The organism is Adhaeretor mobilis (assembly GCF_007741515.1).
GTDB lineage: Bacteria > Planctomycetota > Planctomycetia > Pirellulales > Lacipirellulaceae > Adhaeretor > Adhaeretor mobilis.
Map to the genome: position 1 here is coordinate 4,135,589 of NZ_CP036263.1, position 23,899 is coordinate 4,159,487.

The window sequence follows — 23,899 nt, forward strand, 5'->3', positions numbered from 1 at the left end:
GCACTACCATTGCAGGCTCGAATTGCTATCCGTGTATCCTCGCTCAATTTCTCGCGTTGAACGCGCCAACTAGCAAACACCAAAAACACCGACTGACACTCACCCGCACGAGGCTCCCCTACCGTGTCTACTGTCGTACCCAATCGTAAGACTTCCGAGTCGACCAAAACTACGGGCAAATCTTCTAGCGGCGCTAAGGGCGCTCGCGTGGATGCTGCCCATCCCAACTCGGCTCTCGAGTCCATCGTCGAAGTCGCGCACGAAGAAGGCTATGCCGCAGCGGTCAGCACCGCTTGTCGCAAAGCGAAAGACTCGTTCAGCGAACTCGGCTTCAATTGGCCGATCGTTATCTGGATTGCCATGGTGCATGTGCTGGCGATTGGCGCACCGTTTTTCTTTAGCTGGCCAGCACTCATTACTTGCGTAGCACTTGCGTTCGCAACGGGCAGTTTCGGCGTCTGCATGGGCTACCATCGACTGCTCACCCACCAAAGCTTCCAAACCTATCGGCCCGTGAAGTGGGTGCTTGCTTTCTTGGGCGGTTTGTCCGGCGAAGGCTCTGCACTGACTTGGGTTGCTCAGCATCGCAAGCATCATGCCTTCAGCGATCACGAAGGCGATCCCCATTCGCCACGCGATGGCAACTGGTGGAGTCACATGCTGTGGTTCATGCCCAACTTCGGCAAGAAATGGCACCGCGAACTGCTCCAGCGTTATGCCCCGGACATCATGAAAGACAAAGTCATGGTTGCCTTGCACTATCTCTTCCTGCCCGCTCACTTTGCGAGCGCCGTCGCGCTGTTCGCCTTTGGCTACTTCGGCCCTGAGAGTTGGGGCCTCGGCACCGCCTGGGCTGGTACCGGCATGATCGTGTGGGGCTTAGGTGTACGCATGGTATACGTATTGCATATCACTTGGTTTGTGAATTCCGCGACCCACCTCTGGGGATATCGCAACTACGAGACCAGTGACGACAGCCGAAATCTGTGGTGGGTGGGCATCCTCGCCTGGGGCGAAGGTTGGCACAACAACCACCACGCTTACCAGCGCGTCGCCCGCCAGGGTCACCGCTGGTGGGAATTCGACAGCACCTATTGTGTCATCTGGCTCATGGAAAAGGTGGGACTTGCATGGGACGTAGTGCGGTTGAAGGACATGCCTAAGGGCACTGCGCCGCAGTAGCTCAATCAGAGCGGACTGCAATTTCGTGTGCATTATGCTACGAGCCCGTAAAACAGGGTTCATTGCGGTGCTACCCCCTTGCCACTCCAGCCCTCCACCGGCTATTCTATCGCAAATCGTAAGTCTATTCAGATAAGTCACTTAGATAGTCCAAGAGAGACGCATGTCGGTAACGAAAGAACGTAAGCAAGAGTTGATTGGTGAATATGGTCGCGAGCAGGGGGATTCGGGTTCGCCTGAGGTGCAGATTTCGATTCTCACCACCCGCATTGCCGAATTGAACGGCCATCAGCAGACGCACAAGAAAGACTTCGCCGCCCAGCGTGGGCTGCGTCGCATGGTAAGCCGTCGTCGTCGCCTGCTGGATTACGTGAAGCGTAAGAATCCACAGCTGTACCTCGACCTGCTACGTCGTCTCGACATTCGCAAGTAAACACGCATTAAGCCCTCGGCCGGCAAGCACACGCTTGGCGGTCGTTTCTCTTATGAGGGCTCGCCCAATCGCTTGCAAGCGTTTCAGAACAATGATGCCGCGCTACAAATGGGGGCGATTCGGCAACGCGATTATGCCGCAAGCAACGCATCGAAAAAGTAACAAGAAACTATTGTTGGAAAACTGTCATTTAGAAAGTTGGTAACGTAATGGAAAGAGTCAAAGTAGAAACGCAAATTGGCGGCAAGACCTTTAGCATCGAAACGGGTGCCCTCGCCAAACAGGCTGCGGGCTGCGTGCAGGTGCAATACGGTGAGACGGTCGTGCTGAGCGCAGTTGCCACAGGTTCGCCCCGTCCAGGAATCGACTTCTTCCCGCTCATGTGCGATTATCGCGAACGCCAAGCGGCGGCCGGTAAGTTCCCAGGTGGATTCCTCAAGCGTGAAGGCCGTCCGACGACCAAAGAGATCCTGACCGCTCGCCTGATCGATCGCCCGATTCGTCCGAGCTTCACCGAGGGCTTCAACGACGAAGTGCAGATCCAAAACTTCGTCATGAGTAGTGATCGCCAGACCGATGGCGACATCCTCGCCATGAACGGTGCTTGTGCCGCTCTGGGGGTTTCCGAACTGCCGTTCCTGGGCCCGATTGCTTCTGTTCGCCTGGGCATGGTCGGCGACGAGTTCATCCCGTTGCCTTCGCAAGACGACCTGGAAAGCAGCACGCTCGATCTGATTGTGTCCGGCACCAAGGATGCCGTACTTATGATCGAAGGCTTCGGCCGCGAGTTGCCTGAAGATGTCATGGCTGAGGCGATCATGACCGCCCACGGCTACATCAAGCAAATCTGTGATTTGCAGCAGGAGCTGATCGACAAGGCTGGCAAGCCGAAGATGGACTTCCAGACACCTCCTTCGGATGGGCTATTCGAGAAGCTCAACGAGCGTTACTACGACGATCTCAAGAACGCTAAGCAAACTGAGGGCAAGGCGGATCGTGCCGCTGCTTGCAGCGAATTGAAGAAACGTGCACTCGGGGAAATGATTCCCGACGAAGATGCCGAGGGCGCTTTCACGACTTCCTCTTTCAAGAAGCAATGGCACGATTTGGAAGCGAAGGTCATTCGTGAAGCGATCCTTGACGGTCGTCGTCCAGATGGTCGCGACGGCAAGACACTTCGCGCGCTGCACTGCGAAGTTGACCTACTACCTCGCGTACACGGCTCTGCCTTGTTCCAGCGTGGCGAAACCCAATCGCTGGTGACTGTCACCCTAGGAACCGGACGCGACGAGCAACGTGTCGATGGACTATTCGAAGAATTCTCCAAGCGGTTCATGCTTGACTACAACTTCCCATCGTTCTCGGTTGGCGAATGCCGACCGATTCGCGGCCCAGGCCGTCGTGAAATCGGCCACGGTGCACTGGCTGAACGCAGCGTGAATCCCGTGCTGCCCAACCACGACGACTTCCCTTATACGATCCGCGTAATCTCGGACATCTTGGAGTCTAACGGTTCCAGCTCGATGGCTTCGGTTTGTGCTGCCACTTTGGGACTCATGTCCGCGGGTGTGAAGATCACCAACCCAGTGGCCGGCATTTCGGTAGGGCTCGTACAGGAAGGTGATCGCTGGACACTACTCACCGACATCCTGGGCGACGAAGATCACTTCGGTGACATGGACTTCAAGATTGCCGGCACGCAAAACGGCATCACGGGCATTCAGCTTGACTTGAAGATCAATGGAGTCTCTGAGGAGATCATTCGTGCAACCCTCGCTCAGTCGCGCGAAGCACGGATTGAAATCTTGCGTTCGATGCTGAGTGCGATCCCACGTCCTCGTGAAGAAGTCAATGCGAGCGCCCCGCGCTTGTATCGTACTTCGATCCACCCAGAAAAGATCGGCCTGCTGATCGGTCCTGGTGGCAAGACGATTCGCGGCATTCAAGAAGAATGTGGCGTAACGATCGACGTTGAAGAAGACGGCACCGTTACTGTGGCTGGTGCCGACGAAGCAACCGCCAAGGCGGGCCTTGCCAAGGTCGACGCGCTGACCGCCAGCGTGAAAGTCGGCAAGATTTACGACGGCACCGTGACCAGCGTAAAGGACTTCGGTGCATTTGTCGAAATTCTGCCAGGTCGCGATGGTCTTTGCCACATCAGCGAGCTCTCGAACGAATACGTGTCGAGCGTAAACGATGTGTGCAAAGTAGGCGACGAAATGAAGGTGAAAGTCATCGCTGTCGATGAGCAAGATCGCGTCAAGCTCAGCCGCAAAGCAGCCATGGCGGAACTCGAAGGCGAACCTGTCGCAGCCGATAGCTAAGCGACTTGTTGCAAAATTGAGAACTATAACAGGGGTCCCTGCCGGGGCCCCTGTTCTTATTGATAGTTACCTTGGTTGCTTGAAAGCGAAAACCGGGACAGAATGGGACACGGCCCATCAATCTCCTCCTTTACTTACAATCGTGTCCACAGCCCCGACCACTGAAGAGCTGCATCAGAAGCTGATCGATCAGTACACGGAGATTGCGCAGTTGGCTGGAGCGCTGGCGCATGAAATCAAGAACCCACTCTCGACGATTCGGCTCAACATGCAGTTGCTGGCAGAGGACATCGACGAGGAGACGTCGCCCGAGCAACGCCGTGCCGCAAAGCGCATCGATGTGATGCAGAAGGAATGCCAGCGTCTGCAGGACTTGCTGGACGATTTCCTACAATTCGCGCGGGCTCGGCAATTGCATCTCAAGCCAACCGATTTAAATAGAGAAATCATCGAAGCGTTGGAGTTCTTTCAGGCGGAAGCGGACGAGGGAGACGTGGTATTAACGCAGTATCTCGATGCCGAACTGCCACACGTATTGCTCGATAGCGAGGCATTCCGCGGAGCGCTGCTGAATTTACTACTCAACGCGAAGCAGGCCATGCCCGAGGGGGGCGAACTGGTCGTCCGTACTACGACTGCCCCCGGCAACGTGATTGTTCACCTGATCGACACGGGCTGCGGAATGGACGAGCAAACAGCCGCACACATGTTCGAGGCGTTCTTCTCGACCACACCGGGCGGCTCCGGATTGGGATTGCCCACGACGGCAAAAATCATTGAAGCCCACGGTGGGCGTATTCAGGTGCAAAGCGAAGTCGGCCGCGGCACGCAATTCACGATTGAGCTGCCCGTTCCGGCAAGGCTCACTTAACTATTTTGAACCGCCAAGGATGCCAAGCTCTCGTTCTTTGTGATCTTCGTGCTCTTCGTGGTGAAACTCATGGACCGTGCCGCTCTTTGCGTCCTTGGCGGTTCAAATCTATGCGTGTGCAGGACTGCCGGCCCTTCCGACATTTTTTCTGTCTCGGTACTATGCCTACATGGCTAAGAACACCACCGCCAAAGCTGGTCCACCGATTAAGGTGTTGATCGTCGATGATGAGGAGGCCCATGCGGATACCGTGGCGGATAGCCTTGCGCGGGTAGGGTACGACTGCACTGTGGCCACCTCTGGCCAGGAAGGCGCGGCCATGTTGGAGCGAGACTCCTTCGAGGTTGTCGTGACCGATCTGCGCATGAAGGACACCAACGGCCTGGAACTGTTGGCCAGGGCCAACGAGGTGCTTCCCGATGCTGAGGTGATTCTCGTCACCGGTCATGGCACGGTGCAATCCGCGGTCGAAGCGATGCAGCAGGGGGCGTTTAACTATTTGCTGAAGCCTCTCGACTTGCAGCAATTGCGAGCGGTGGTAGACAATGCGTCGCGCAACCAGCATCTCCGTCGAGCGAATGCGGAACTCACACGTCGGTTGGATGAGAAATTTGGCTTTGAAGGTGTTATCGGCAACAGCCCAGCGATGCACGATGTGATTGATCGGCTGAGACGCATCGCTCCCACGGATGCCACTGTCTTGATTCAAGGCGATACAGGCACCGGCAAGGAACTGGTCGCTCAGGCAATTCACCAGAACAGCCCGCGTAAGAGCCGCCCGTTTGTGGGACTCAACTGCGCGGCATTGAGCGAGAATATTCTCGAGAGTGAGTTGTTCGGCCACATCAAAGGCGCGTTCACAGATGCCAGCGCTGATCGTGTTGGGAAATTCGAGTACGCCAACGGTGGCACACTATTTCTGGATGAAGTAGGTGACATGCCTTTGCCCACGCAGATTAAATTACTGCGTGTCTTGGAGAGTGGTGAAATCACGCGAGTGGGCTCCAACGAGCCGGTGAAGGTGAACGTGCGGATCTTGTCAGCCACGAATCGTGACCTTGAGCAAGCAATTGTTGCTGGTACTTTCCGCGAAGACCTTTATCACCGCTTGAAAGTAGTAGCCATTCGCTTGCCGAATCTCGCCGAGCGCACGCAGGACATTCCGTTGCTGATCGATCATTTTGTGAAATCGCAAAGCGGACGACACGGCAAAGATATCAAGAGCATGTCGACCGCCGCTCGCCGTCGGTTGATGGGTTTTAATTGGACTGGCAACGTGCGGCAATTGAAGAATACCGTGGAGAGCATGATAGTAGTTGATTACGACGGCGTTCTCGATCTCGACGATCTGCCCGAAGAGTTCCACTCCAACGATCCGCAAACAATTACTTCGGGTGGCGCGGGCTTAGCGGAACTGGTAGGCAAGCCGTTGTCTGAGATCGAAGGCATTTTCATTGGTGAGACACTGAAAGTCACCAGCGGGAATCGAGAAGAGGCCGCCGGATTGCTTGGCATAGGCGAGCGCACGTTGTATCGAAAGATTAAGGAGTACGGATTGAACTAGGCGTTAGTTGTGGGACGCTAGGCGCGAGTTCGCGGAGCGACCGAAACCACGAAGACTGTAAACTAGCGCCCAGCGGCCAATCACTAGCGCCCATGAACGAGATTCGCCAACTATCGACGAGCGTTATCAACAAGATTGCTGCGGGCGAAGTCATCGAGCGGCCCGCGAGTGTCGTCAAAGAACTCGTAGAGAATTCACTCGACGCAGGGTCCACGCGTATTGATGTGACCGTGGAAAAGGGCGGCGCCGAATTGATTCGTGTCACGGATAACGGGCACGGCGTGTCGGCATCTCAGCTGCACCTAGCTGTGGCTAGTCATGCCACGAGCAAGATCCAGGATGCGGACGATTTGTTTCGCGTGGCAACTCTCGGCTTTCGGGGCGAAGCGCTCGCATCGATTGCGGAGGTAAGCCGGCTTGTCATCCGGAGTCGCCCTGCCGATGCGGAAGCGGCTGCGGAGCTCGAAATTGTGGGTGGTCGGCACGAGCCCATCCGACCGATTGGTGCACCTCAAGGAACGATGGTCGAGGTACGACAATTGTTCTTCAATACACCCGTGCGACACAAGTTTTTGCGCACTACGCAAACCGAAATGGGACATCTCACCGAGGCGGTTACTCGTTTAGCTCTGGCCCATCCGCAGGTGCATTTCACCATCACGCACGGCGGGCGACAGACGCACGACCTGACACCTACTTCCAATCTCGCTGAACGCGTGGCCATGCTGTTTGGTGAGGATTTGGCCACCGGCCTCATTGAGGTCAATGCTGAGGACGACGATCTACAACTGCGCGGCTATGTGGCAAATCCGACACACAGCCGCGGCAATAACCGAATGCAGTACTTGTTCCTCAACGGCCGGTTCATTCGCGATCGTTCGTTGCAACATGCTCTCGGGGAAGCCTATCGTGGTCTGCTACTAACGGGCCGTTACCCGATTGGTTTCTTGCATCTCACGATGTCCCCTGCCGCGGTTGACGTGAATGTGCATCCCACAAAGCTGGAGGTTCGCTTTGCCGAGGGGGGTCGAATCTACAGCCATCTGCTGGGCTCACTCCGCACGAAATTCCTCTCGACTGATCTAGTTGCTCGCGCAAACTTGCCCAGGAACACACAACTCACCGACGAAGACGAAGTCCGCCAGGCAACACCAGACAACAGCGAACTGTTTAATTGGGCCAAGCAGCAACTCGGTTCCGCTAGCGCTGAGGGAACAGCACCTTTTCAACCGTTTCCCAACCAGCAGGGTGATCGTGCGCCGCTGGAGTTGCATCGCGTAGACTTGCCCCGTTTGCGACAAGAGGCGCAAGGACAGCAGGCCAACTCGTCGGCTCACGCCGACGGCTCGGAGGAAACTGACGAGGCGCAAACGAATCGAGTGGATTCTGCTCACGTGAGCGGCACAGGTGCGTTGCAGATTCACAATCGATATCTCGTTACCGAGACGGAAGAAGGCCTGGAGGTCATCGACCAACATGCATTGCACGAGCGCATTCTCTACGAAGCACTACGCGAGAAGGTCCTGAGCGGCGCGTTAGAAACACAGAAGTTACTCGTACCTGAGCCAGTAGACGTCGCAGCCAACGAGGCGGCCGCTGTGCTCGAACATCAGGAGTTGCTCGCTAAGCTGGGCATGGATGTCGAACCGTTTGGTGGCGAAACGCTGCTAGTCAGTTCCTACCCGGCCATGCTGGCGAACCTCGCCCCGGGGGAAGTGCTCCGTAGTCTCATCGAGAAGCTGCTCGCCGGTGGAAAACTGCCCGACTCGCGCGATTTGCTCGATGAACTTCTGCACATGATCTCCTGCAAGGCAGCGGTAAAGTACGGCGATTCGCTCACCTCTGAGGAGGTAACCGCCCTCCTAGAGCAACGCCATCTGGCCCAAGACCATCACCACTGCCCCCATGGCAGGCCCACAGCCTTGGTGTTTACTCGGGAGCAGCTTGATCGCCAATTCAAGCGAATTTAGTCCCTCTCGAGAATCGTTGCCTGCCATTCTTCGAATTCTAGCCTGGCGACCGCAGGCGGTATCTCAGGCCACTGTGAGCGAATTGGTACTTTTTGCTAATTATTCCACATTGACGTGCCGAAGACCAAGGTATATCGTTCATCGTAAATGTACGATAGGTGTTCGCCGTGGCAAAAAAACAAACCAACTCGAAACTCTGCGATTCTACCCCGCTAAAACTGCGGGTTGATTCATCGGCAGATAATCTTGCTAAGCTCGCTTGGGCGATTGCCCACCCAACAAGGGTGCAAATCGTGCGGTTGTTGATTGGTCGTGAAGCATGTGTTTGTGGGGAGATCGTTGACCAGTTGCCGCTGGCTCAATCGACTGTGTCCCAACACCTGAAGATACTAAAGGATGCGGAGTTAATCCGTGGCGAGGTCGATGGTCCGAGGGTTTGTTACTGCATCAATGCCGAGAAGCTGGATGAGTTAAAGGAACTCGTCGCTAGGCTGTGATTCTATATAACGATTTCTTATTTGCTCCACATATCGCGAATCGACGATGAGCGATTTACTTAGGGAGCTTCATCAGTAAGGAGAGGCTACGATGAAAAGAGTACAGATTTACGACAGGGCAATGTGCTGCTCAACGGGCGTTTGTGGACCGCAGATCGACCCTGTCTTACCAAAGTTCGCTGCCGATCTCGACTGGCTGGCGAAGCAAGGGCACCAAGTTGATCGCTTCAACCTGGCGCAGGATGCCGCTGAATTTGCCAAGAACGAGTCTGTGCAGGCGTTGCTCAGTAGCGATGGAATTGAGTGCCTGCCCCTGGTTATCGTCGACGGGCAAATTGTTAGTCGTAGTGAGTATCCCTCTCGGGAGAACCTTGCTTTGTGGACGGCAACCGCCATGCCTTCCAACACTGCGTCGCCAAAGGCAGTATCCCCAAACCGAATGTTGCCCATTGCGTCCGATTCCGGAGATTGCTGCAGTGATAGTGGGTGTTGTTAGACCATCTCGACTCACGCTAGGAAGATTCGCCATGAGATTTTTGAAAGAACCAACACGGAACTTGTTCTTCACAGGAAAAGGTGGGGTCGGCAAGACTTCGATGGCATGTGCCACGGCAATTCAACTGGCCGACAAAGGGCTGCGGGTACTGTTGGTTTCAACGGACCCCGCCTCCAACCTAGACGAAGTCCTACAAACCCCACTACGCAACACTCCCACACCAATTGCCGCTGTTCCCAATCTGATGGGAATGAATATCGACCCTGAAACGGCGGCAGCGGAGTATCGCGAACGCATGGTAAGCCCGTACCGCGACACCTTGCCCGAGGCTGCCATCAAAAGCATGGAGGAACAGTTTTCTGGCTCCTGCACGTTAGAAATTGCTGCGTTCGATGAGTTCTCAAGGCTGCTCGGCGATGGGCAAGCCACGAGTGAATTCGACCATATCGTCTTCGATACCGCCCCAACGGGCCACACGCTTCGGCTGTTGACCTTACCAACGGCATGGTCTGGATTTATTGAAGGCAATACGACCGGCACCTCATGCTTAGGACCACTTGCTGGCCTGCAAGCTCAGCAGCAAATCTACCAGAAGACTGTCGAATCGCTCAGCAATCCCGAGCTAACCACACTTGTCCTAGTAACACGTCCTGAGCCGTCTGCGTTTCGTGAAGCTGCTCGTACCAGCCTCGAATTGAAGCACCTGGAGGTCAGCAACCAACACCTTATCGTCAATGGCGTCTTTTCTTGCGAGTCATCAACAGACCCTATTGCTACCGCAATGCAACTTCGAGGTAACCAAGCAATTGGCTCCATGCCAGAGGAAGTTAACAAGTTGCCGCGAACGACCGTCGCCTTGGCGCCCTCGGGGTTGATGGGAGTCGAGTCGCTTCGCAAGATAAGCACTCCCTCAGGAAATTCCTTTGCCTCCGTGACCAATAAAGTTTCCAGCTACTCCTTGCCCGCCGGGCTCGCACCATTGATCGACGACTTTGCCCAAATGGGGCGCGGCGTGATCATGACCATGGGAAAAGGGGGCGTAGGCAAGACCACGATTGCTGCTGCCGTTGCTGTCGCACTCGCCGAGCGAGGCTTTGAGGTGCATCTTTCCACAACGGACCCTGCAGCCCACGTGGCTACAATGTTGGCGCAGGAGGAATTGACAGGCCTAACGGTGGGACGCATTGACCCCGCCGAAGAAACAGCCAAGTACGCACTTGAAGTGATGCAGGCTGCCGGGCCTAGTCTCGATGCGGCAGGAAAAGCTCTCTTGGAGGAAGACCTGCGGTCACCGTGTACTGAGGAAATTGCCGTATTCCGTGCATTCGCAAAAGCAGTATCTGAAGGGGCCGATCGGTTTGTTGTTCTCGACACGGCACCCACAGGACATACGATACTACTGCTCGACTCGGCCCTTGCGTATCACCGCGAAGTCACAAGACAATCCAACCAGATGCCCGAAACCGTAGAGAAACTGTTGCCACGATTGCGAGACCCTGACTTCACTCGTGTCTTGATTGCTACCTTGCCCGAAGCAACGCCTGTGCACGAAGCTGCCCAATTGCAGGAAGATCTCCGCCGGGCAGGAATCGATCCTTTCGCATGGGTGATAAATCAAAGTCTTTTGCCACTGGATATCTCCGACCCAATTCTTCGACAACGCCAACATCACGAACTTCCTTTCGTCGAGGAAGTGAAGTCGTCGCTTGCGAAAAGAGTCGCTCTTATCCCTTGGCAAACAGAGCCACCAATAGGGCTCGCCGGAATGCGAAGCGTCGCCGAACCAACGACCATTGCTGCACACTAGCGATCTAAGGAAAACAAGATGTCAAAGACAAACGTTCTATTTCTCTGCACGGGTAATTCGTGCCGAAGCCAAATGGCCGAAGGATGGACGAGGCACTTGCATCCAGAGACGGTAGAGGCTTTCTCCGCGGGAATAGCTGCCCACGGCATGAATCAGAATGCCATCAATGTCATGAAAGAAGCTGGTGTTGATCTTTCCGAGCAGTCATCGAAGCTCGCAGATTCTCTTGGCGACGTAGATCTTGATGTCGTCATCACCGTTTGTGGACACGCTGATGAGAATTGCCCAACCTTTTTGACGAAGGCGAAAGTCATCCATGTCGGTTTCGACGACCCACCGAAACTCGCCAAGGACGCTAAGAGCGAAGAAGAGTCGTTGGATCATTACCGCCGCGTACGGGACGAAATTCGCGATTTTGTAGCCCAGAATCTGCTTGGCTTACTTGAGTGACTTCCGCTATCGCCACACTGCTTCCGGTGGTGGTTGCCAAACTTGGCTCGGCTGGAGTGCTCCCCACGCAAAAAAAATGCTGCTGGATTCTGTACCCTGCGAACACTTGTTAGGCCAAACGTAGGCTGCATCGTCAAACCGCTTTGGAGCCCTAGGGGTGTTGCTATGCCCCTCCCGGAGGCTCAATTGGAAGCGGAAATTTCTAATTCTCCTCACCAAGAATAGCGTTTGCCAGTTCGCGGTGATTCGATCAAAATGGGGGGATTCACTCAAAGTTACGATTCTACCCAGGCAGCTCTCCGTGAACGAACAACCAAAGATTTGCGTGGCCATTGGCCGCAGTCGCCATAAGCACATGATGGCCGAACACCGTCACCTGGCGGATCAGGGTGCTCATATGGTGGAACTGCGGCTTGATTACGTCGCCGGACGTGTGAATATGGCCCGCCTGCTTGCTGACCGTCCAGAGAATTGCAAGGTGATCATCACCTGCCGTCGCAAAGAAGATGGCGGTCGCTGGGGCGGTACGGAAGAGGCTCGAGTACTTCTGCTGCGTGAAGCAATTGCCGAAGGGGTTGACTACGTTGACCTCGAAGAGGATGTCGCCGGGCAGATCCGCCGGTTCGGCAACACGAAACGCATTATTAGCTATCACAACTTTCGCAAGACGCCTGACAACTTGCGAGAGCTTTACGATGGAATGGCTAAGCTCGATCCCGATATCGTGAAGATCGCGACGATGGCAAATTCACCGCACGACAACCTGCGCATGCTGGAAATGATGCAGGAAAGCGAACTCCCCACTATCGGCATGTGCATGGGAGACATTGGCACGCCATCGAGGATCCTCGCTGGCAAGTTCGGAGCACCCTTCACATACGCTACCTTCAACCACGAACGATCACTGGCGCCGGGCCAATTGAGTTTCAAGCAGATGACTGATATCTATCGGTACGAGCGCATTGGACCCGACACAGCTGTGTACGGCGTGATCGCTGATCCGATTGGGCATAGTCTGAGCCCGAACGTGCATAACGCCTGCTTCGAGAAGGCGGGGATCGACGCGGTCTACGTGCCATTCCGCGTACCCGCCGACACACTCGATCAATTTATCCAAGACGCAACACGATTAGGAGTGAAAGGCCTGAGCGTTACCATTCCCCATAAAGAGGCCATTGCCCGTCATCTCACCAAGGTCGATCCGGCCGTGAAGAGTATTGCCGCGGTGAACACGGTTGCCCTCGTCGGCTCTGAACGCGTTGGATACAACACCGATTACAACGCCGCCATGGATTGTTTGGAACACAGCATGGGTGACATCGGTGCAAAGCCTAGCCCGCTCAGTGGCAAGCGTGTGCTCATCCTTGGTGCAGGCGGCGTTGCACGACCGATTGCCTTCGGATTAGTAAAACGTGGGGCCAAAGTAACCGTTGCCTCTAGGACGATGGCCCGGGCCGAAAAACTCGCTAAGGCATTCGAAGTGAAGGCGGTCGAGTGGGAGAATCGCCATCGAAGCCCACAGGATGTGATCGTCAACTGCACACCCGTGGGGATGCATCCCAATGTCGATGAGACACCACTGAGCAAGTCGTTCATTAAGCCCTCGATGGTCGTGTTCGACACGGTCTACAATCCAGAAACGACGCTCCTGATTAAAGAAGCCCGCGGGCGGAACTGCATCACAATTACTGGCGTGGAAATGTTCACGCGCCAAGCTCAATTGCAGTTCTACCTATTCACCAAGCAAGAAACCTCTGCGGATTTAATCCGGGATGTCGTCATGGACGCTATCGGGCCAATCGGACACGGCGGATAGTTACGATTTGAGCCAAGCTCGAAAAAACTCCGACGTTAAAGCCGAGTAGGACACGGATCGGGTCTTACCGGAGTCAACTGAGGGAGCAGAGAGTCTATCCAAGAATCGCCTTTGTTTCCTCTGTTACTTTTTGTTTATACCTTTTCTGCAAAGTCGGTAGCGATGCGATCCGACCACTAGATTGCATCCCGATTGGATTATTTCAAATGGCCTCATCTTGTCTTGCCCTCGTCGGCTATCGCGGCACTGGAAAGACGACGGTCGCGCAATACTTAGCGCGAACACTCTCTTGGGATTGGGTCGATGCGGATGTGGAAATCGAGCTTGCTGCTGGCAAATCGATCGCGGCCATCTTTGCCGACGATGGAGAGAAGGCATTCCGCGATCTAGAAGTTGAAGTCGTCGAGCAGCTTCTCGACCGCAAGGACACCATTGTCGCACTGGGTGGAGGGGCAGTTCTACGTGAAGAAACCCGGAAGAAGCTGCGAACCGTCCAAGCAACGGTATGGCTCAAAGCATCGGTCGAAACAATTGAAGGGCGAATTTTTGGCGATGAAACGACCGCGGGGCGCCGTCCTAACCTGACTAATGCGGGCGGCCGGAACGAGATTGTCACTCTCCTGGCCGAGCGAACGCCCATTTACACGGAGTGTGCTACGCTTGAGGTCGATACCGATAGTAAGGCCCCAGCGGAAATTGCCGAGGCCATTCTCAAGAAGCTCGGCCTCGCAACGTAGGGGCTCAGCGACAAGTCGTTAATCCCTCAAAAGCCCCGCATGTTCCTCGCCGCTCTGCCATTGCCATTTGCTCTGCTGTGCGTTTTCGCGCTCGGGCTGGTGCTTGGCGGGCTCGTGAACTGGGCCGTCTATTCCCTCGCATGGAACCCGCGACCCATTTCACCGTGGGCACCGCCTCCTGAGCAGGCAGAGCCGCGCACTTGGCAAGATCGTATTCCTCTGTATGGATGGGTGCGGCTAAGACGCGAGGCGGAGCTGCATGGGCGCGGCTTCTGGATTCGTCCGATCGTGATTGAATTAGCAATGGCCGTCGGGATTTGCGTACTCTACTGGTGGGAAGTCCAGCAGCAAGGCCTGGTGCACACTCAGCTGGTTTGGTTCTTTGACAGCGAGCGTCTCGCCAGTCTCACCCATGTGCCAACCTGGACGACACTGTGTACGTTTTTTTCGCACACGCTGCTGATCACACTCATGGCTGCGGCGACCTTTATCGATATTGATGAGAAGATCATCCCCGACGAGATAACCGTTATCGGAACCTTACTCGGGCTCGTACTCGCAGCTGCGGTACCGATGGCGCTACTTCCCCAAATTGCTCCCCGGGCTGCAGCCCCCCCGAACTCCGTGGAGCTCGCACTGCCCCCAGGAATCAACAGACTACCCGCTGCGAGTCAGCTTTGTCTGGAGGCAACTCCCTGGCACGGACCCAATGCTTCGCGAGCAGTAAATCACTTTGTGACAAGCTGGCGGGGGCTCATCACGGGGCTCGCGTGCTGGGCGTTCTGGCTCGTCGCACTGACACCCAGAATCTGGCGCGGGCGTCGAGGCTTTGGTCGTACGATTGGAATCATCGCAGCGCGCGTCTTGCGTGAACTGTGCCGCAAACCGCTCTCACTAATCGGACTCACTGGCATGGCCGTGATCATGGGCGTTTGGTGGACTGGCGGCGACCATTGGCACGGCCTCTTGTCGGCGCTAGTCGGCATGATCGGCGGCGGGGCGATGGTGTGGGCCACTCGGATCGTTGGTTTCTTTGCCATGCGACGCGAAGCGATGGGCTTTGGGGATGTGACCCTCATGATGATGGTCGGAGCGTTCCTGGGCTGGCAAGCTGGCGTTGTGATCTTCTTCGTGGCACCTTTGGCCGGACTGGTGGCGGGCATCATTCAATTGATCTTCTTCCGCGAGAACGAAATCCCCTACGGTCCCTACCTCTGTTTGGGAACGCTAGTAGTGATAGCTCGTTGGGCAGACATCTGGAACATGAAAACGATGGGTCTACAGGAACTCTTCGGCGCCGGCTGGTTCGTCCCCGCGGCTCTCTTGGTTGTCATGGCGCTGATGGGTGTGCTTTTAATGTTGGTTCGTGGAATAAAAACCAAAATGGGGTTCGAATAGGCAACTGCGAACAGGCAGTCGTGAAATCTATGGGAAGTCCATTTCACACAACCGTTGAGAATCTCGATTCCGGTAGCGACTTGCTGCGGTGGAAACGCTACGGCGTTATCGTTGCTCGCAATGGCACTTTCGAGGCCGTGCATCTGAAAGCTTGGCCGAAGTTGATTGCTTGGCCGGAAATATGGCCCGTGGGCAGCCGCTATCACGTGGCAGGCACCGGCGATGCGTGCTGGCTGTATTACAACCAGCCGCGACGATTTTCGAACTTCTTGGCCGTGAAGTATATGGTCTCAACCCGGGGGGCTAGCCTAGCCACATGTCAGACGGCCCTGCGAATGCTCGACCAGATTGCGGAGATCAAACGGACGGACGCGATTTTGTGCGATGTGACTAATAGCAGGCTGAGCGATCGGCTGCTGCAACGTTTCGGCTGGGAGGCTCATCGCCCGCAGCGCTGGCACCGCAACTTCATCAAGCGGTTCTACGGCAGCTATCCTGGATCTTGCCAATACTAGCTCCCTAGTCGTGCTAGCAGCGCTGGGGATGGCCTTGATCGGCCACCTGGGCCCTGCTACTTTCCCCAGCGCTCGCAGACTCCTGCGCGCAAGTTTCCAGCCCAATCTACGAGCTACTACTTGCAATTGTGTTCCGTTCACGCATTTTCATCGTGCTTTGTTTAACGCTGCTAACCAGCGGTTGTGGTCGTTTGGTCTTCAAGCCGGACCAGCCGAACAACGCCGTCGTACAACAACAGATGCAGACACTCGCGCAAGAGAATCAAGAGTACCAGAGCCGCGCTCAGCAGTTGGACACGGATAACCAGGAGCTTGAATCGTTGCTCGCTCAATCGCGTCAGCAGGTTCAATTGCTCAATGAAGAGGTCGTTGCCACGCGGCAACAATTGAAAACCTCGTCCGACCAAGTCCTTGCGATGCAGAACAACAATCGCGAGCTACGCACCAAGACCTCAGCACTGCTGGCTTCTTCGCAAAAACGCGCAGGAGCGGAAATTCGTGCTAACAACAGCCTACTCAAGAACTTGAGCGTCGATGGCATCCCTGGCGTGAGCGTTCGACAGGATGGAGACGTCGTGCGTGTGGAGATCGAAGGGGACCGCATATTCATGCCGGGTAGCCCTTATCTGCAAAATGGCGCCGATGCGGTTCTCGTAGGCGTTGCTCAGGAACTGCGGCGTAACTTCCCAGACCACATCATCGGCGTTGAGGGGCACACTGACGATCGCGAAACCCACTCACAGCAATTCCCCACGAATCACCATCTGTCGGCTGCTCAATCTCTGGCGGTCTATAATCTACTGGTCGAACGCAGTACGATGCCCGCGACACAACTCTTTGTGATCGGCCACGGCCCTAATCACCCAATCGTTTCTAACGCCAGCGACGAAGGCAAACGCCGCAACCGCCGGTTGGAATTGGTCGTCTACCCTGAGCGCATTGCTCGGCGTTAGAGTCTGTGCTTCACGCGAGACAGCAGAAATACAGACCGGATGACCGGATTGACAAGATCAACGGGATCGATTTATTGAGACTCGATAGCGAGGATCACCTGGCTGGAGGCGACGTCTCTAAATGACCAATAGATATCAAGATTCTCCTGTCGATCTTGTACATTTTGTTGTCCTGTCCAGTCTAACCTCTGTCGTCTCTGCGGACTCTGCGCGAGACTTCTCTTACGCAACTCCAGTCGATTAGGAAGCTGCTAGTCGTTTCAGGATGCGTCAGCTCTCGGTAGAATACGAACTTATCCCAGCAGACAAGCCTCTTGCTGGAGTGCAGACTATTCGACATTGAGAACTTCATGATTGCGATTATTGATTATCAGATGGGCAACCTCCGCAGCGTTCAAAAAGCGTTTGAACGAGTGGGGCACGAGGCTACGATCACTGCCGATCCGGTCGTGCTCGGCAAGGCTGATAAGCTTGTGCTGCCAGGAGTCGGCGCGTTTGCCGATGCGGTGGCCGAGCTGCGCCGGCGAGAATTGGTAAGCCCGCTGGTCGATGCCATCACTGCCGCCAAGCCCGTGCTGGGCATATGCTTGGGGCTACAGATGCTGTTTGAAGTGGGCTACGAAGATGGCCAGCACGAGGGTCTTGGCGTGCTACCGGGAGAAGTGGTGCGTTTTGATGTACCGCGCGAGTTCAAGGTGCCCCACATGGGCTGGAACCAGGTCCACTACCAGCGCCAGCCACCAATCTTTGCTGGCATCCCCGATGAGAGTCACTTTTACTTTGTGCATTCCTACTACGTGAAACCGACCAACGAGGATCTGATCGCTGGCGTGGCGTCCTACCCCAACCCATTCTGCGCGATGATCTGGCGCGACAACCTATACGCGACGCAATTTCACCCGGAGAAGAGCCAGAAAATGGGACTGCAAGTGCTGAAGAATTTTGCTGAATACGAATGCTCACAAGTCTGACAAGATATTAAATTCAGAGTGCTCCTGCCCCCAAGCCGCTAGAAATTGATCCGCCCGTTTGTGATAGTGGCGGAACAACAGCCCTTAGACTCTGACGCACAAAAAACGACTATGGAAATCTGGCCAGCCATTGATTTGATTGCAGGACGCTGCGTGCGATTGCAGCAGGGGGATTACGAACGGGAGACCGTTTTCTCCGACAATCCGGCTGCGATGGCGCGCTCGTTTCAGGACCTTGGGGCAAAGTACTTGCACCTAGTGGATCTCGACGGAGCCAAGGCGGGCAAGCCTTGCAATACGGAGGTCATCCGCGAAATTGTCTCTGCGGTCGATATGCAATGTGAAGTGGGTGGCGGCGTCCGAGACGAGGCAGCCATCGAGACGCTGCTTGATGTGGGCCTGACGCGCGTAGTCCTGGGGACTGCCGCATTGAAACAGGCCGATTGGTTTCGCCAGATGTGTGAGAAGTACCCCAACAAACTGGCTCTAGGAATTGACGCAAAAGATGGTTGGGTTGCTACCGAGGGCTGGCTGGAAGTAAGTCAGACCAATGCCGTCGAGATGGCCAAACAGTTTGCAAACGTTCCGTTGGCCGCGATTATCTACACAGACATCGCTACCGACGGCATGCTTCAAGGCCCCAACGTTGCTGCCATGGCAGAAATGCAACAAGCGGTCGATGTGCCGGTTGTTGCCTCAGGCGGGGTAACGACCGTCGACGATGTGACGGCACTATCTGAAGCAGGACTTGCCGCGGCCATTATCGGCCGGGCCCTCTACGAAGACACGATCACCTTGCCAGCGGCGCTCGCAGCCGCCCAGTAGGCAAGCCGGTAGTCTGATTCTCACCTGCAAATCTCGCAGGTAGCATTCTTTCATGCACGCACATCTGTGGCAAAACAAGATTTATTTGCGTCGTTTGCGCTCCACATGAGACAATAAAGCTTCAGGTATATATGGCCCCCAATCCCCATAGGTAAAGACGTCCCCCTGCACCAAACGGTTTCAAAAATAGCCTTTCTACGAATGCTTCCCAAGTTTCCTCTACTCTTCTCGGGAGAACCTCATGGTTAGAAATGTCTCCGACCTTCGTAACTTTGCCGTGTGCGGTCACGGTAGTTCCGGTAAAACATCGCTCGTGGATACGCTGCTCGTTCGAAGTGGTGCCGTCAAAGCGAATCCCAGCGTGGATGCCGGAACGAGCATTTGCGATTTTGACGAAGAAGAAAAGCACCATCATCATTCGGTCGAAGCAACCCTCGCACACTTCGATCACGCGGGAAAGCACTTCAATGTGATCGACACTCCGGGCTACCCCGAACTAGTCGGCCAGATGATCGGCTCTCTACGCGCCGTCGAAACGGCTCTCATCGTCGTCGATGCCCACGCAGGGGTGAAAGTCAACACGCGACGCGCTTGGCGCGAAGCAGAAGAGGCCGGTTGCGGGCGCATTCTGGTACTCACAAAAATCGATGCCGATAATGTGAACATTCCGGAGATCGTCGCCTCTCTACAAGAAACTTTTGGCCCAAGCTGCCTGCCCCTGAACCTACCAATAGGCGTCAGCAACGATCTCAAAGGCATCGCCAGTACGCTCTCGCCACCTAGTGACGCAAGTGGTGCGGTGATGAATGTGCAGGCGATCCATGAAGCGCTGGTCGAATCGATCATCGAAGTCGACGAAGATGCCATGGAACGTTACTTCGAAGGCACTGCCCCTACAAAGCAAGAGCTGGCGGGACTGCTGGTACGCGCTGTCGCGGAGCGAACACTCACGCCGATCTTCTGCCTCAGTACGAAGCAGAACATCGGCGTGACTGAACTCATGGACGCCCTGGCCGCTTTTGCCCCTTCGCCTGACCTGTTGCCCCGCCAGGGCCATAAGGGTGACGACTGGTTCCCACTGGATGCCGATCCCTCAGCACCGCTAGCGGCTCAGGTGTTCAAAACGCGTATCGACCCCTTCGTGCAAAAGCTTAGCTTTGTTCGCGTGTACTCTGGCACGCTCCGCAAGGATGCTATGATTGAGGCCTCGGCGACTCGCAAAGGGCTGAAGATCGCCCAATTGTTAGACGTTCAGGCTGGAGAAACGCACCCAGTCGAGGGCAATGGTTCACAAGAAGTAGGCCCCGGTGAAATTGTGGCAATCGCCAAGTGCGAAGAATTGCACACTGGAGATTCGCTCGGAGAGATCGAATTGCCGGATTTGACTTTCCCAGAGCCGATGATCGCCCTGGCCGTCGAACCGAAAAGCCGCGGTGACGAGGCGAAGCTTTCGGGTGCTCTGCATAAGATCACCGAGGAGGATTGCACCATACATCTGGAACACGATCCGGAAACGAAGGAAATGGTCCTCACGGGAATGAGCGAGTTGCATCTAGCGTTGATCCAGGAGCGACTGCATCGGCGAGATCATGTCGATATCAAGACCCACGAGCCCAAGGTGCCCTATCGCGAAACGATTCAGACCAACGCCGAGGGGAGCTATCGTCATAAGAAGCAGTCCGGCGGGGCAGGGCAGTTTGCAGAAATACATATCCGCATGTTGCCGCTACCCGAAGGCATTGAGGTCGAAGAGTTCGCCACCAAAGATCGCTTTCCCCACATGAAGCGCACGCACTACGATCCCAAGAGCAACTTCTTATGGATTGACTCGGTAGTGGGTGGTTCAATTCCTGGCAACTTCATGCCGGCCATAGAAAAGGGCTTCCAAGAACGCATTCGCCAAGGCGTGGTCGCAGGCTGCCCGGTGCAGAATATATGCGTGGAAGTACACTACGGCAAAGACCATCCGGTCGATAGCAATGAGACCGCCTTCAAAACGGCTGCAAGCAAAGCGTTCGCACAAGTCTTCAAGGAAGCACGACCCGCGATACTCGAACCGGTTGTGAACATGCATGTCACCGTACCCGAAGGCAACGTCGGCGATGTCTCAAGCGACCTCTCAGGCCGACGTGGCCAGATGGCTGGCATGGAGCAAAGTGGCGGCGGAATGACAACTATCGAAGCGAAAGCCCCGCTGTCGGAAGTGGCCACCTATGCCCGCACACTCTCTTCAATGACTGGGGGACAAGGCAGCTTTACAATGGAGTTCTCGCATTACGAAGTTGTGCCGGGCAATATCCAGCAGCAGATCGTGGAAGCGGCCAAACACAGCGACGAAGAGGAGTGACATGGCGACTATAGGGAACACCACGGAGGCCAACTTAAGGGGCGTTACCCAACAGAGCCATCCTAAGAAACCGGCACGAGCGTGACTGGCTTGTCGCTCAACGGGCGAGCACTCACCCGTCCCGCCTTGTGGTCGAATTGCTCGCTCAGGTTTTGCCACATCACGAAACTCGCAATCGCATACCCGCACGTGCCCAGCGCATAGGCGATGAACATGTAGGAGAACTCGCCGTTGCTGTTGAAGTATTCCGCACCAAAGTCCCAAGTGCCAAAGGTAGCAGGAAAGCCAAATAGAAACGGCATACAGGGCGCAAACATAATGATCATGATTTCGCTACCGGCACCTCCCCCAAACCCAGCCAGGGGGCAGCAGCACATGAGATAGCCGCCACCGAGGACCAGTAGCGTTCCCATGGCTGAGGCTGAGGATTGTAGAGTGGTCTTTGATCGCATGGAGAAATGCAATCCCAACAGTGCAGCGAACGAAGCACAGGCGAGGAGCGTGATGAGCATCGGCACGGCGACCAACAGATAGCTAGGGTTCAAAACAGCTGCCAGAGCCCAGGCGAACGCGATGATCGCCGTGGGCCAGCGCATGGCATACAGGCTGCCAAAGAATTTGCCGGCCAGAATTTCCTTCCCCGTGAGTGGGGTTGCCAGCAGTGACAACCAGCAGTCGCTCTCTTTTTCCTGAGTAATCGAACCGGCCGCCCGGGCGGCAAGCATCAGCATGATAGCGACACCGATGCTCCCGACTAGGAAACTCAGGTACGCGATGAATTCGTCTCGCCGATAGTCCTGACTGCTGGTGATCGTTTCAAAGAATTTTACGATCGTGAAGCCTAGTACCGTGGCTGCGATCAACGTGGCTGCGACGACGCCCATCCAACCGAAACGGGTGCGGGCAGTGCCAGCGAACGACTCCTTCCAAACCACCGGGCGCTGTCCTAGGGCAGGACGCCAGCCTTGCATTAATTTCGAGTGCAACCCCGGCGGCTTGTTAGACTTCGTCTTCGAGCCGCGACCCGCTTCTCGGAGATGAACTCTCCGCACGGCTGCCGTCGCTAGCGCGATGCATCCAACCGAAAGAACTAGGTGCCAAAGCGTCATGTGAATAACGGGAGCAAAGTCAAACGTCGAACCGACGGAGAAACGGTTGCCCATCGCCCCGATCATTACAATCAGAGGGTTGATCTCGTTGATTGCATTGAGCGCATCCGAAGCCATCGCGACCATCGTGCCGCCGATGCCCCGTGAGGCCGGTCCCGCGGCCATGGCCGACAAGAACAAGGGCAACAGGAACAGCGCCGCCATCAGCAAGTACACGCGGATCATGGCGTCCCGCGCTCGCGGAGACCAAACGGACACGCATACGCTTAGCGCGGTCACCAGCAGCACCGTGCTGCCGCCTATCAGGAAGCCTCCGGCGACCAAGTCAGCCGGGATGCCGCCCATCAGTCGGAAAAGAAGGAGGATCGGCAGGGAAACCAGCAGGAACTTGCCGATAAGCGTAAGCCGAGCGAGCGTCTTACCAAGGACGATCTCCATATTGGAAAGATCGCTAGCAAACAGGTACTCAATCGTGCGGCGTTCACGCTCGGTAGCGATCGTGCCCACCGCCATGGCCGGGGCCACGGCAAGAATGGCTAACAACTGCATCCAACTGAACGACAGAAAAAAACCTGTCGCCAGATGCGATGATTGTTGAATACTGAGACTGCCCGCACTACGGAAGCTCGCCGCGCCGATGTAGCTCATCCACAAGATCAGCAGGATAAGCAGGGCGTACAGCACTCGCATGACGTAATAGCGCGAGCGGCGAGCCACGCTGACCAATTCCACTCGGTAAATCGGTCCAGCAAGCATGTTTGGCGATCTCGATGCTGACGCGAAGAAAGAGAGCCTACGCAACGTTTCGCTGCAATCGTACCGCGTTTGCATTGCGGATACTAGATTGAGGAGTCTTTTTGTTCAATCTGCACATAGCTCACTAACGACATCCACTCTGCAAGCCATGGTGTCCATGTATAAGGAGGCAATTTCGCACCAATTGCCGCGTAACATTGCCAGTCACCCCGCGCTTACTCATCTGGACGCAAACTGTTCCACCCAGAGCGATTGGGCAATCTGGACAAATCCTGCCGGGCTCGTAACTGCTGGCAATTGCAGCGAAATTAGGCCCGTGGAGGGATTAATTCACCCAGAACCCACCTTAACGGACCTACGGAATATTTGCCCAGCGACGGCTGCCGTGGTACTGTCAAGGATCGTTTTCATTGTTTTTCACGAGGCTAGTGGCCAATGAACCAGCCAAACCCATCTCAGGGCTGGGAATGGCGTCGTTTCAGCTTAAAATAGAACCCGCGACCAGACATGCCAAACTGTCGTCAAGCCCATCCCACCGGAGCCAAGCTTTGTTCAATCGACTGCGAGATAAACTCACCGAAATCAGTGCCCTCGCCTTTGATGTATTGGACGAGCTCAATTGTTTAGCTCTTGGCATTGCCAAACCTCGATTACAAGCAATACAGCTCCGCACGGTGCGAGCACCGCTGCGAAATGAACTAAGCAAACACAACAGCAACTGTTGGCTGCTTTAAGCGATTGAGAATATTGCGAAACGACCAAGCTATGCCCCCCACACGCCACGCACACTTGCCTGCCCGCCTCGCGGCCTTCTCGCCGCCGCTACACGCAACCTCCCGCCTGCAAAACAACCACTTCGCAGTCACTGACACGCTGCG

Annotated in this window: 19 protein-coding genes; 18 read left to right on the forward strand and 1 reads right to left on the reverse strand. The window is 55.5% G+C overall.

Annotation, left to right across the window (positions count from 1 at the left end):
* Positions 1 to 123: 123 nt before the first annotated feature.
* From HG15A2_RS16255 to HG15A2_RS16340, 18 genes are all read left to right on the forward strand, one after another.
* The gene (locus tag HG15A2_RS16255; RefSeq protein WP_145061354.1) at positions 124 to 1,182 is read left to right on the forward strand and encodes an acyl-CoA desaturase; all 1,059 of its coding nucleotides are present in this window, start codon (positions 124 to 126) and stop codon (positions 1,180 to 1,182) included.
* A 163-nt stretch (positions 1,183 to 1,345) separates the two neighbouring features.
* Positions 1,346 to 1,615 carry a 30S ribosomal protein S15 gene (rpsO, locus tag HG15A2_RS16260; protein ID WP_145061356.1) on the forward strand — a complete coding sequence of 90 codons (270 nt, stop codon included), beginning with the start codon at positions 1,346 to 1,348 and terminating at the stop codon, positions 1,613 to 1,615.
* 209 nt (positions 1,616 to 1,824) lie between these two features.
* Entirely contained in the window at positions 1,825 to 3,939 is a 2,115-nt protein-coding gene (locus tag HG15A2_RS16265; RefSeq protein WP_145061358.1) for a polyribonucleotide nucleotidyltransferase, read from the forward strand.
* Between the two features lie 142 nt (positions 3,940 to 4,081).
* Entirely contained in the window at positions 4,082 to 4,810 is a 729-nt protein-coding gene (locus tag HG15A2_RS16270) for a two-component system sensor histidine kinase NtrB (RefSeq protein ID WP_246117764.1), read from the forward strand.
* Between the two features lie 169 nt (positions 4,811 to 4,979).
* On the forward strand, positions 4,980 to 6,374 hold the full coding sequence (locus HG15A2_RS16275) for a sigma-54-dependent transcriptional regulator (RefSeq protein ID WP_145061362.1): 1,395 nt from the start codon (positions 4,980 to 4,982) through the stop codon (positions 6,372 to 6,374).
* A gap of 92 nt (positions 6,375 to 6,466) precedes the next feature.
* The gene (gene mutL, locus HG15A2_RS16280; RefSeq protein WP_145061364.1) at positions 6,467 to 8,344 is read left to right on the forward strand and encodes a DNA mismatch repair endonuclease MutL; all 1,878 of its coding nucleotides are present in this window, start codon (positions 6,467 to 6,469) and stop codon (positions 8,342 to 8,344) included.
* A 167-nt stretch (positions 8,345 to 8,511) separates the two neighbouring features.
* A complete protein-coding gene (locus HG15A2_RS16285) occupies positions 8,512 to 8,841 on the forward strand; it encodes an ArsR/SmtB family transcription factor (RefSeq protein ID WP_145061366.1) in 330 nt (109 codons plus the stop codon).
* Positions 8,842 to 8,932: 91 nt separating this feature from the next.
* Entirely contained in the window at positions 8,933 to 9,337 is a 405-nt protein-coding gene (arsD, locus tag HG15A2_RS16290; RefSeq protein ID WP_145061368.1) for an arsenite efflux transporter metallochaperone ArsD, read from the forward strand.
* Between the two features lie 31 nt (positions 9,338 to 9,368).
* Complete coding sequence (gene arsA / locus HG15A2_RS16295; RefSeq protein WP_145061370.1) at positions 9,369 to 11,144, forward strand: arsenical pump-driving ATPase; 1,776 nt, start codon at positions 9,369 to 9,371, stop codon at positions 11,142 to 11,144.
* 18 nt (positions 11,145 to 11,162) lie between these two features.
* Complete coding sequence (locus tag HG15A2_RS16300) at positions 11,163 to 11,594, forward strand: arsenate reductase ArsC (protein ID WP_145061372.1); 432 nt, start codon at positions 11,163 to 11,165, stop codon at positions 11,592 to 11,594.
* A 301-nt stretch (positions 11,595 to 11,895) separates the two neighbouring features.
* Entirely contained in the window at positions 11,896 to 13,410 is a 1,515-nt protein-coding gene (aroE, locus tag HG15A2_RS16305; protein WP_261342133.1) for a shikimate dehydrogenase, read from the forward strand.
* Positions 13,411 to 13,616: 206 nt separating this feature from the next.
* A complete protein-coding gene (locus tag HG15A2_RS16310; RefSeq protein WP_145061374.1) occupies positions 13,617 to 14,147 on the forward strand; it encodes a shikimate kinase in 531 nt (176 codons plus the stop codon).
* Positions 14,148 to 14,186: 39 nt separating this feature from the next.
* The gene (locus HG15A2_RS16315) at positions 14,187 to 15,545 is read left to right on the forward strand and encodes a prepilin peptidase (RefSeq protein WP_145061376.1); all 1,359 of its coding nucleotides are present in this window, start codon (positions 14,187 to 14,189) and stop codon (positions 15,543 to 15,545) included.
* A 29-nt stretch (positions 15,546 to 15,574) separates the two neighbouring features.
* Positions 15,575 to 16,060: a hypothetical protein gene (locus HG15A2_RS16320; protein ID WP_145061378.1), complete on the forward strand. Its 486-nt coding sequence runs from the start codon at positions 15,575 to 15,577 to the stop codon at positions 16,058 to 16,060.
* A 128-nt stretch (positions 16,061 to 16,188) separates the two neighbouring features.
* Complete coding sequence (locus HG15A2_RS16325; RefSeq protein WP_145061380.1) at positions 16,189 to 17,013, forward strand: OmpA family protein; 825 nt, start codon at positions 16,189 to 16,191, stop codon at positions 17,011 to 17,013.
* A 350-nt stretch (positions 17,014 to 17,363) separates the two neighbouring features.
* Positions 17,364 to 17,984: an imidazole glycerol phosphate synthase subunit HisH gene (gene hisH, locus HG15A2_RS16330; protein ID WP_145061382.1), complete on the forward strand. Its 621-nt coding sequence runs from the start codon at positions 17,364 to 17,366 to the stop codon at positions 17,982 to 17,984.
* Positions 17,985 to 18,095: 111 nt separating this feature from the next.
* Positions 18,096 to 18,809, forward strand: a complete 714-nt coding sequence (gene hisA, locus HG15A2_RS16335; protein ID WP_145061384.1) for a 1-(5-phosphoribosyl)-5-[(5-phosphoribosylamino)methylideneamino]imidazole-4-carboxamide isomerase — start codon at positions 18,096 to 18,098, stop codon at positions 18,807 to 18,809.
* 241 nt (positions 18,810 to 19,050) lie between these two features.
* Positions 19,051 to 21,156, forward strand: coding sequence for an elongation factor G (locus tag HG15A2_RS16340; protein ID WP_145061386.1), 2,106 nt, complete (start codon positions 19,051 to 19,053; stop codon positions 21,154 to 21,156).
* A 62-nt stretch (positions 21,157 to 21,218) separates the two neighbouring features.
* Here the strand turns inward: HG15A2_RS16340 and HG15A2_RS16345 are convergent, their stop codons facing one another.
* Positions 21,219 to 23,021: an ABC transporter permease subunit gene (locus HG15A2_RS16345; protein WP_218932019.1), complete on the reverse strand. Its 1,803-nt coding sequence runs from the start codon at positions 23,019 to 23,021 to the stop codon at positions 21,219 to 21,221.
* Positions 23,022 to 23,899: the final 878 nt, after the last annotated feature.

What these genes read in the sequence shown, in the direction of transcription:
- rpsO (WP_145061356.1), top strand. Translation starts at nt 1,346, where the DNA reads ATGTCGGTAACGAAAGAACGTAAGCAAGAGTTGATTGGTGAATATGGT.
- HG15A2_RS16265 (WP_145061358.1), top strand. Translation starts at nt 1,825, where the DNA reads ATGGAAAGAGTCAAAGTAGAAACGCAAATTGGCGGCAAGACCTTTAGC.
- HG15A2_RS16275 (WP_145061362.1), top strand. Translation starts at nt 4,980, where the DNA reads ATGGCTAAGAACACCACCGCCAAAGCTGGTCCACCGATTAAGGTGTTG.
- mutL (WP_145061364.1), top strand. Translation starts at nt 6,467, where the DNA reads ATGAACGAGATTCGCCAACTATCGACGAGCGTTATCAACAAGATTGCT.
- arsD (WP_145061368.1), top strand. Translation starts at nt 8,933, where the DNA reads ATGAAAAGAGTACAGATTTACGACAGGGCAATGTGCTGCTCAACGGGC.
- arsA (WP_145061370.1), top strand. Translation starts at nt 9,369, where the DNA reads ATGAGATTTTTGAAAGAACCAACACGGAACTTGTTCTTCACAGGAAAA.
- HG15A2_RS16300 (WP_145061372.1), top strand. Translation starts at nt 11,163, where the DNA reads ATGTCAAAGACAAACGTTCTATTTCTCTGCACGGGTAATTCGTGCCGA.
- HG15A2_RS16310 (WP_145061374.1), top strand. Translation starts at nt 13,617, where the DNA reads ATGGCCTCATCTTGTCTTGCCCTCGTCGGCTATCGCGGCACTGGAAAG.
- HG15A2_RS16315 (WP_145061376.1), top strand. Translation starts at nt 14,187, where the DNA reads ATGTTCCTCGCCGCTCTGCCATTGCCATTTGCTCTGCTGTGCGTTTTC.
- HG15A2_RS16320 (WP_145061378.1), top strand. Translation starts at nt 15,575, where the DNA reads ATGGGAAGTCCATTTCACACAACCGTTGAGAATCTCGATTCCGGTAGC.
- hisH (WP_145061382.1), top strand. Translation starts at nt 17,364, where the DNA reads ATGATTGCGATTATTGATTATCAGATGGGCAACCTCCGCAGCGTTCAA.
- hisA (WP_145061384.1), top strand. Translation starts at nt 18,096, where the DNA reads ATGGAAATCTGGCCAGCCATTGATTTGATTGCAGGACGCTGCGTGCGA.
- HG15A2_RS16340 (WP_145061386.1), top strand. Translation starts at nt 19,051, where the DNA reads ATGGTTAGAAATGTCTCCGACCTTCGTAACTTTGCCGTGTGCGGTCAC.
- HG15A2_RS16345 (WP_218932019.1), bottom strand. Translation starts at nt 23,021, where the DNA reads ATGCTTGCTGGACCGATTTACCGAGTGGAATTGGTCAGCGTGGCTCGC.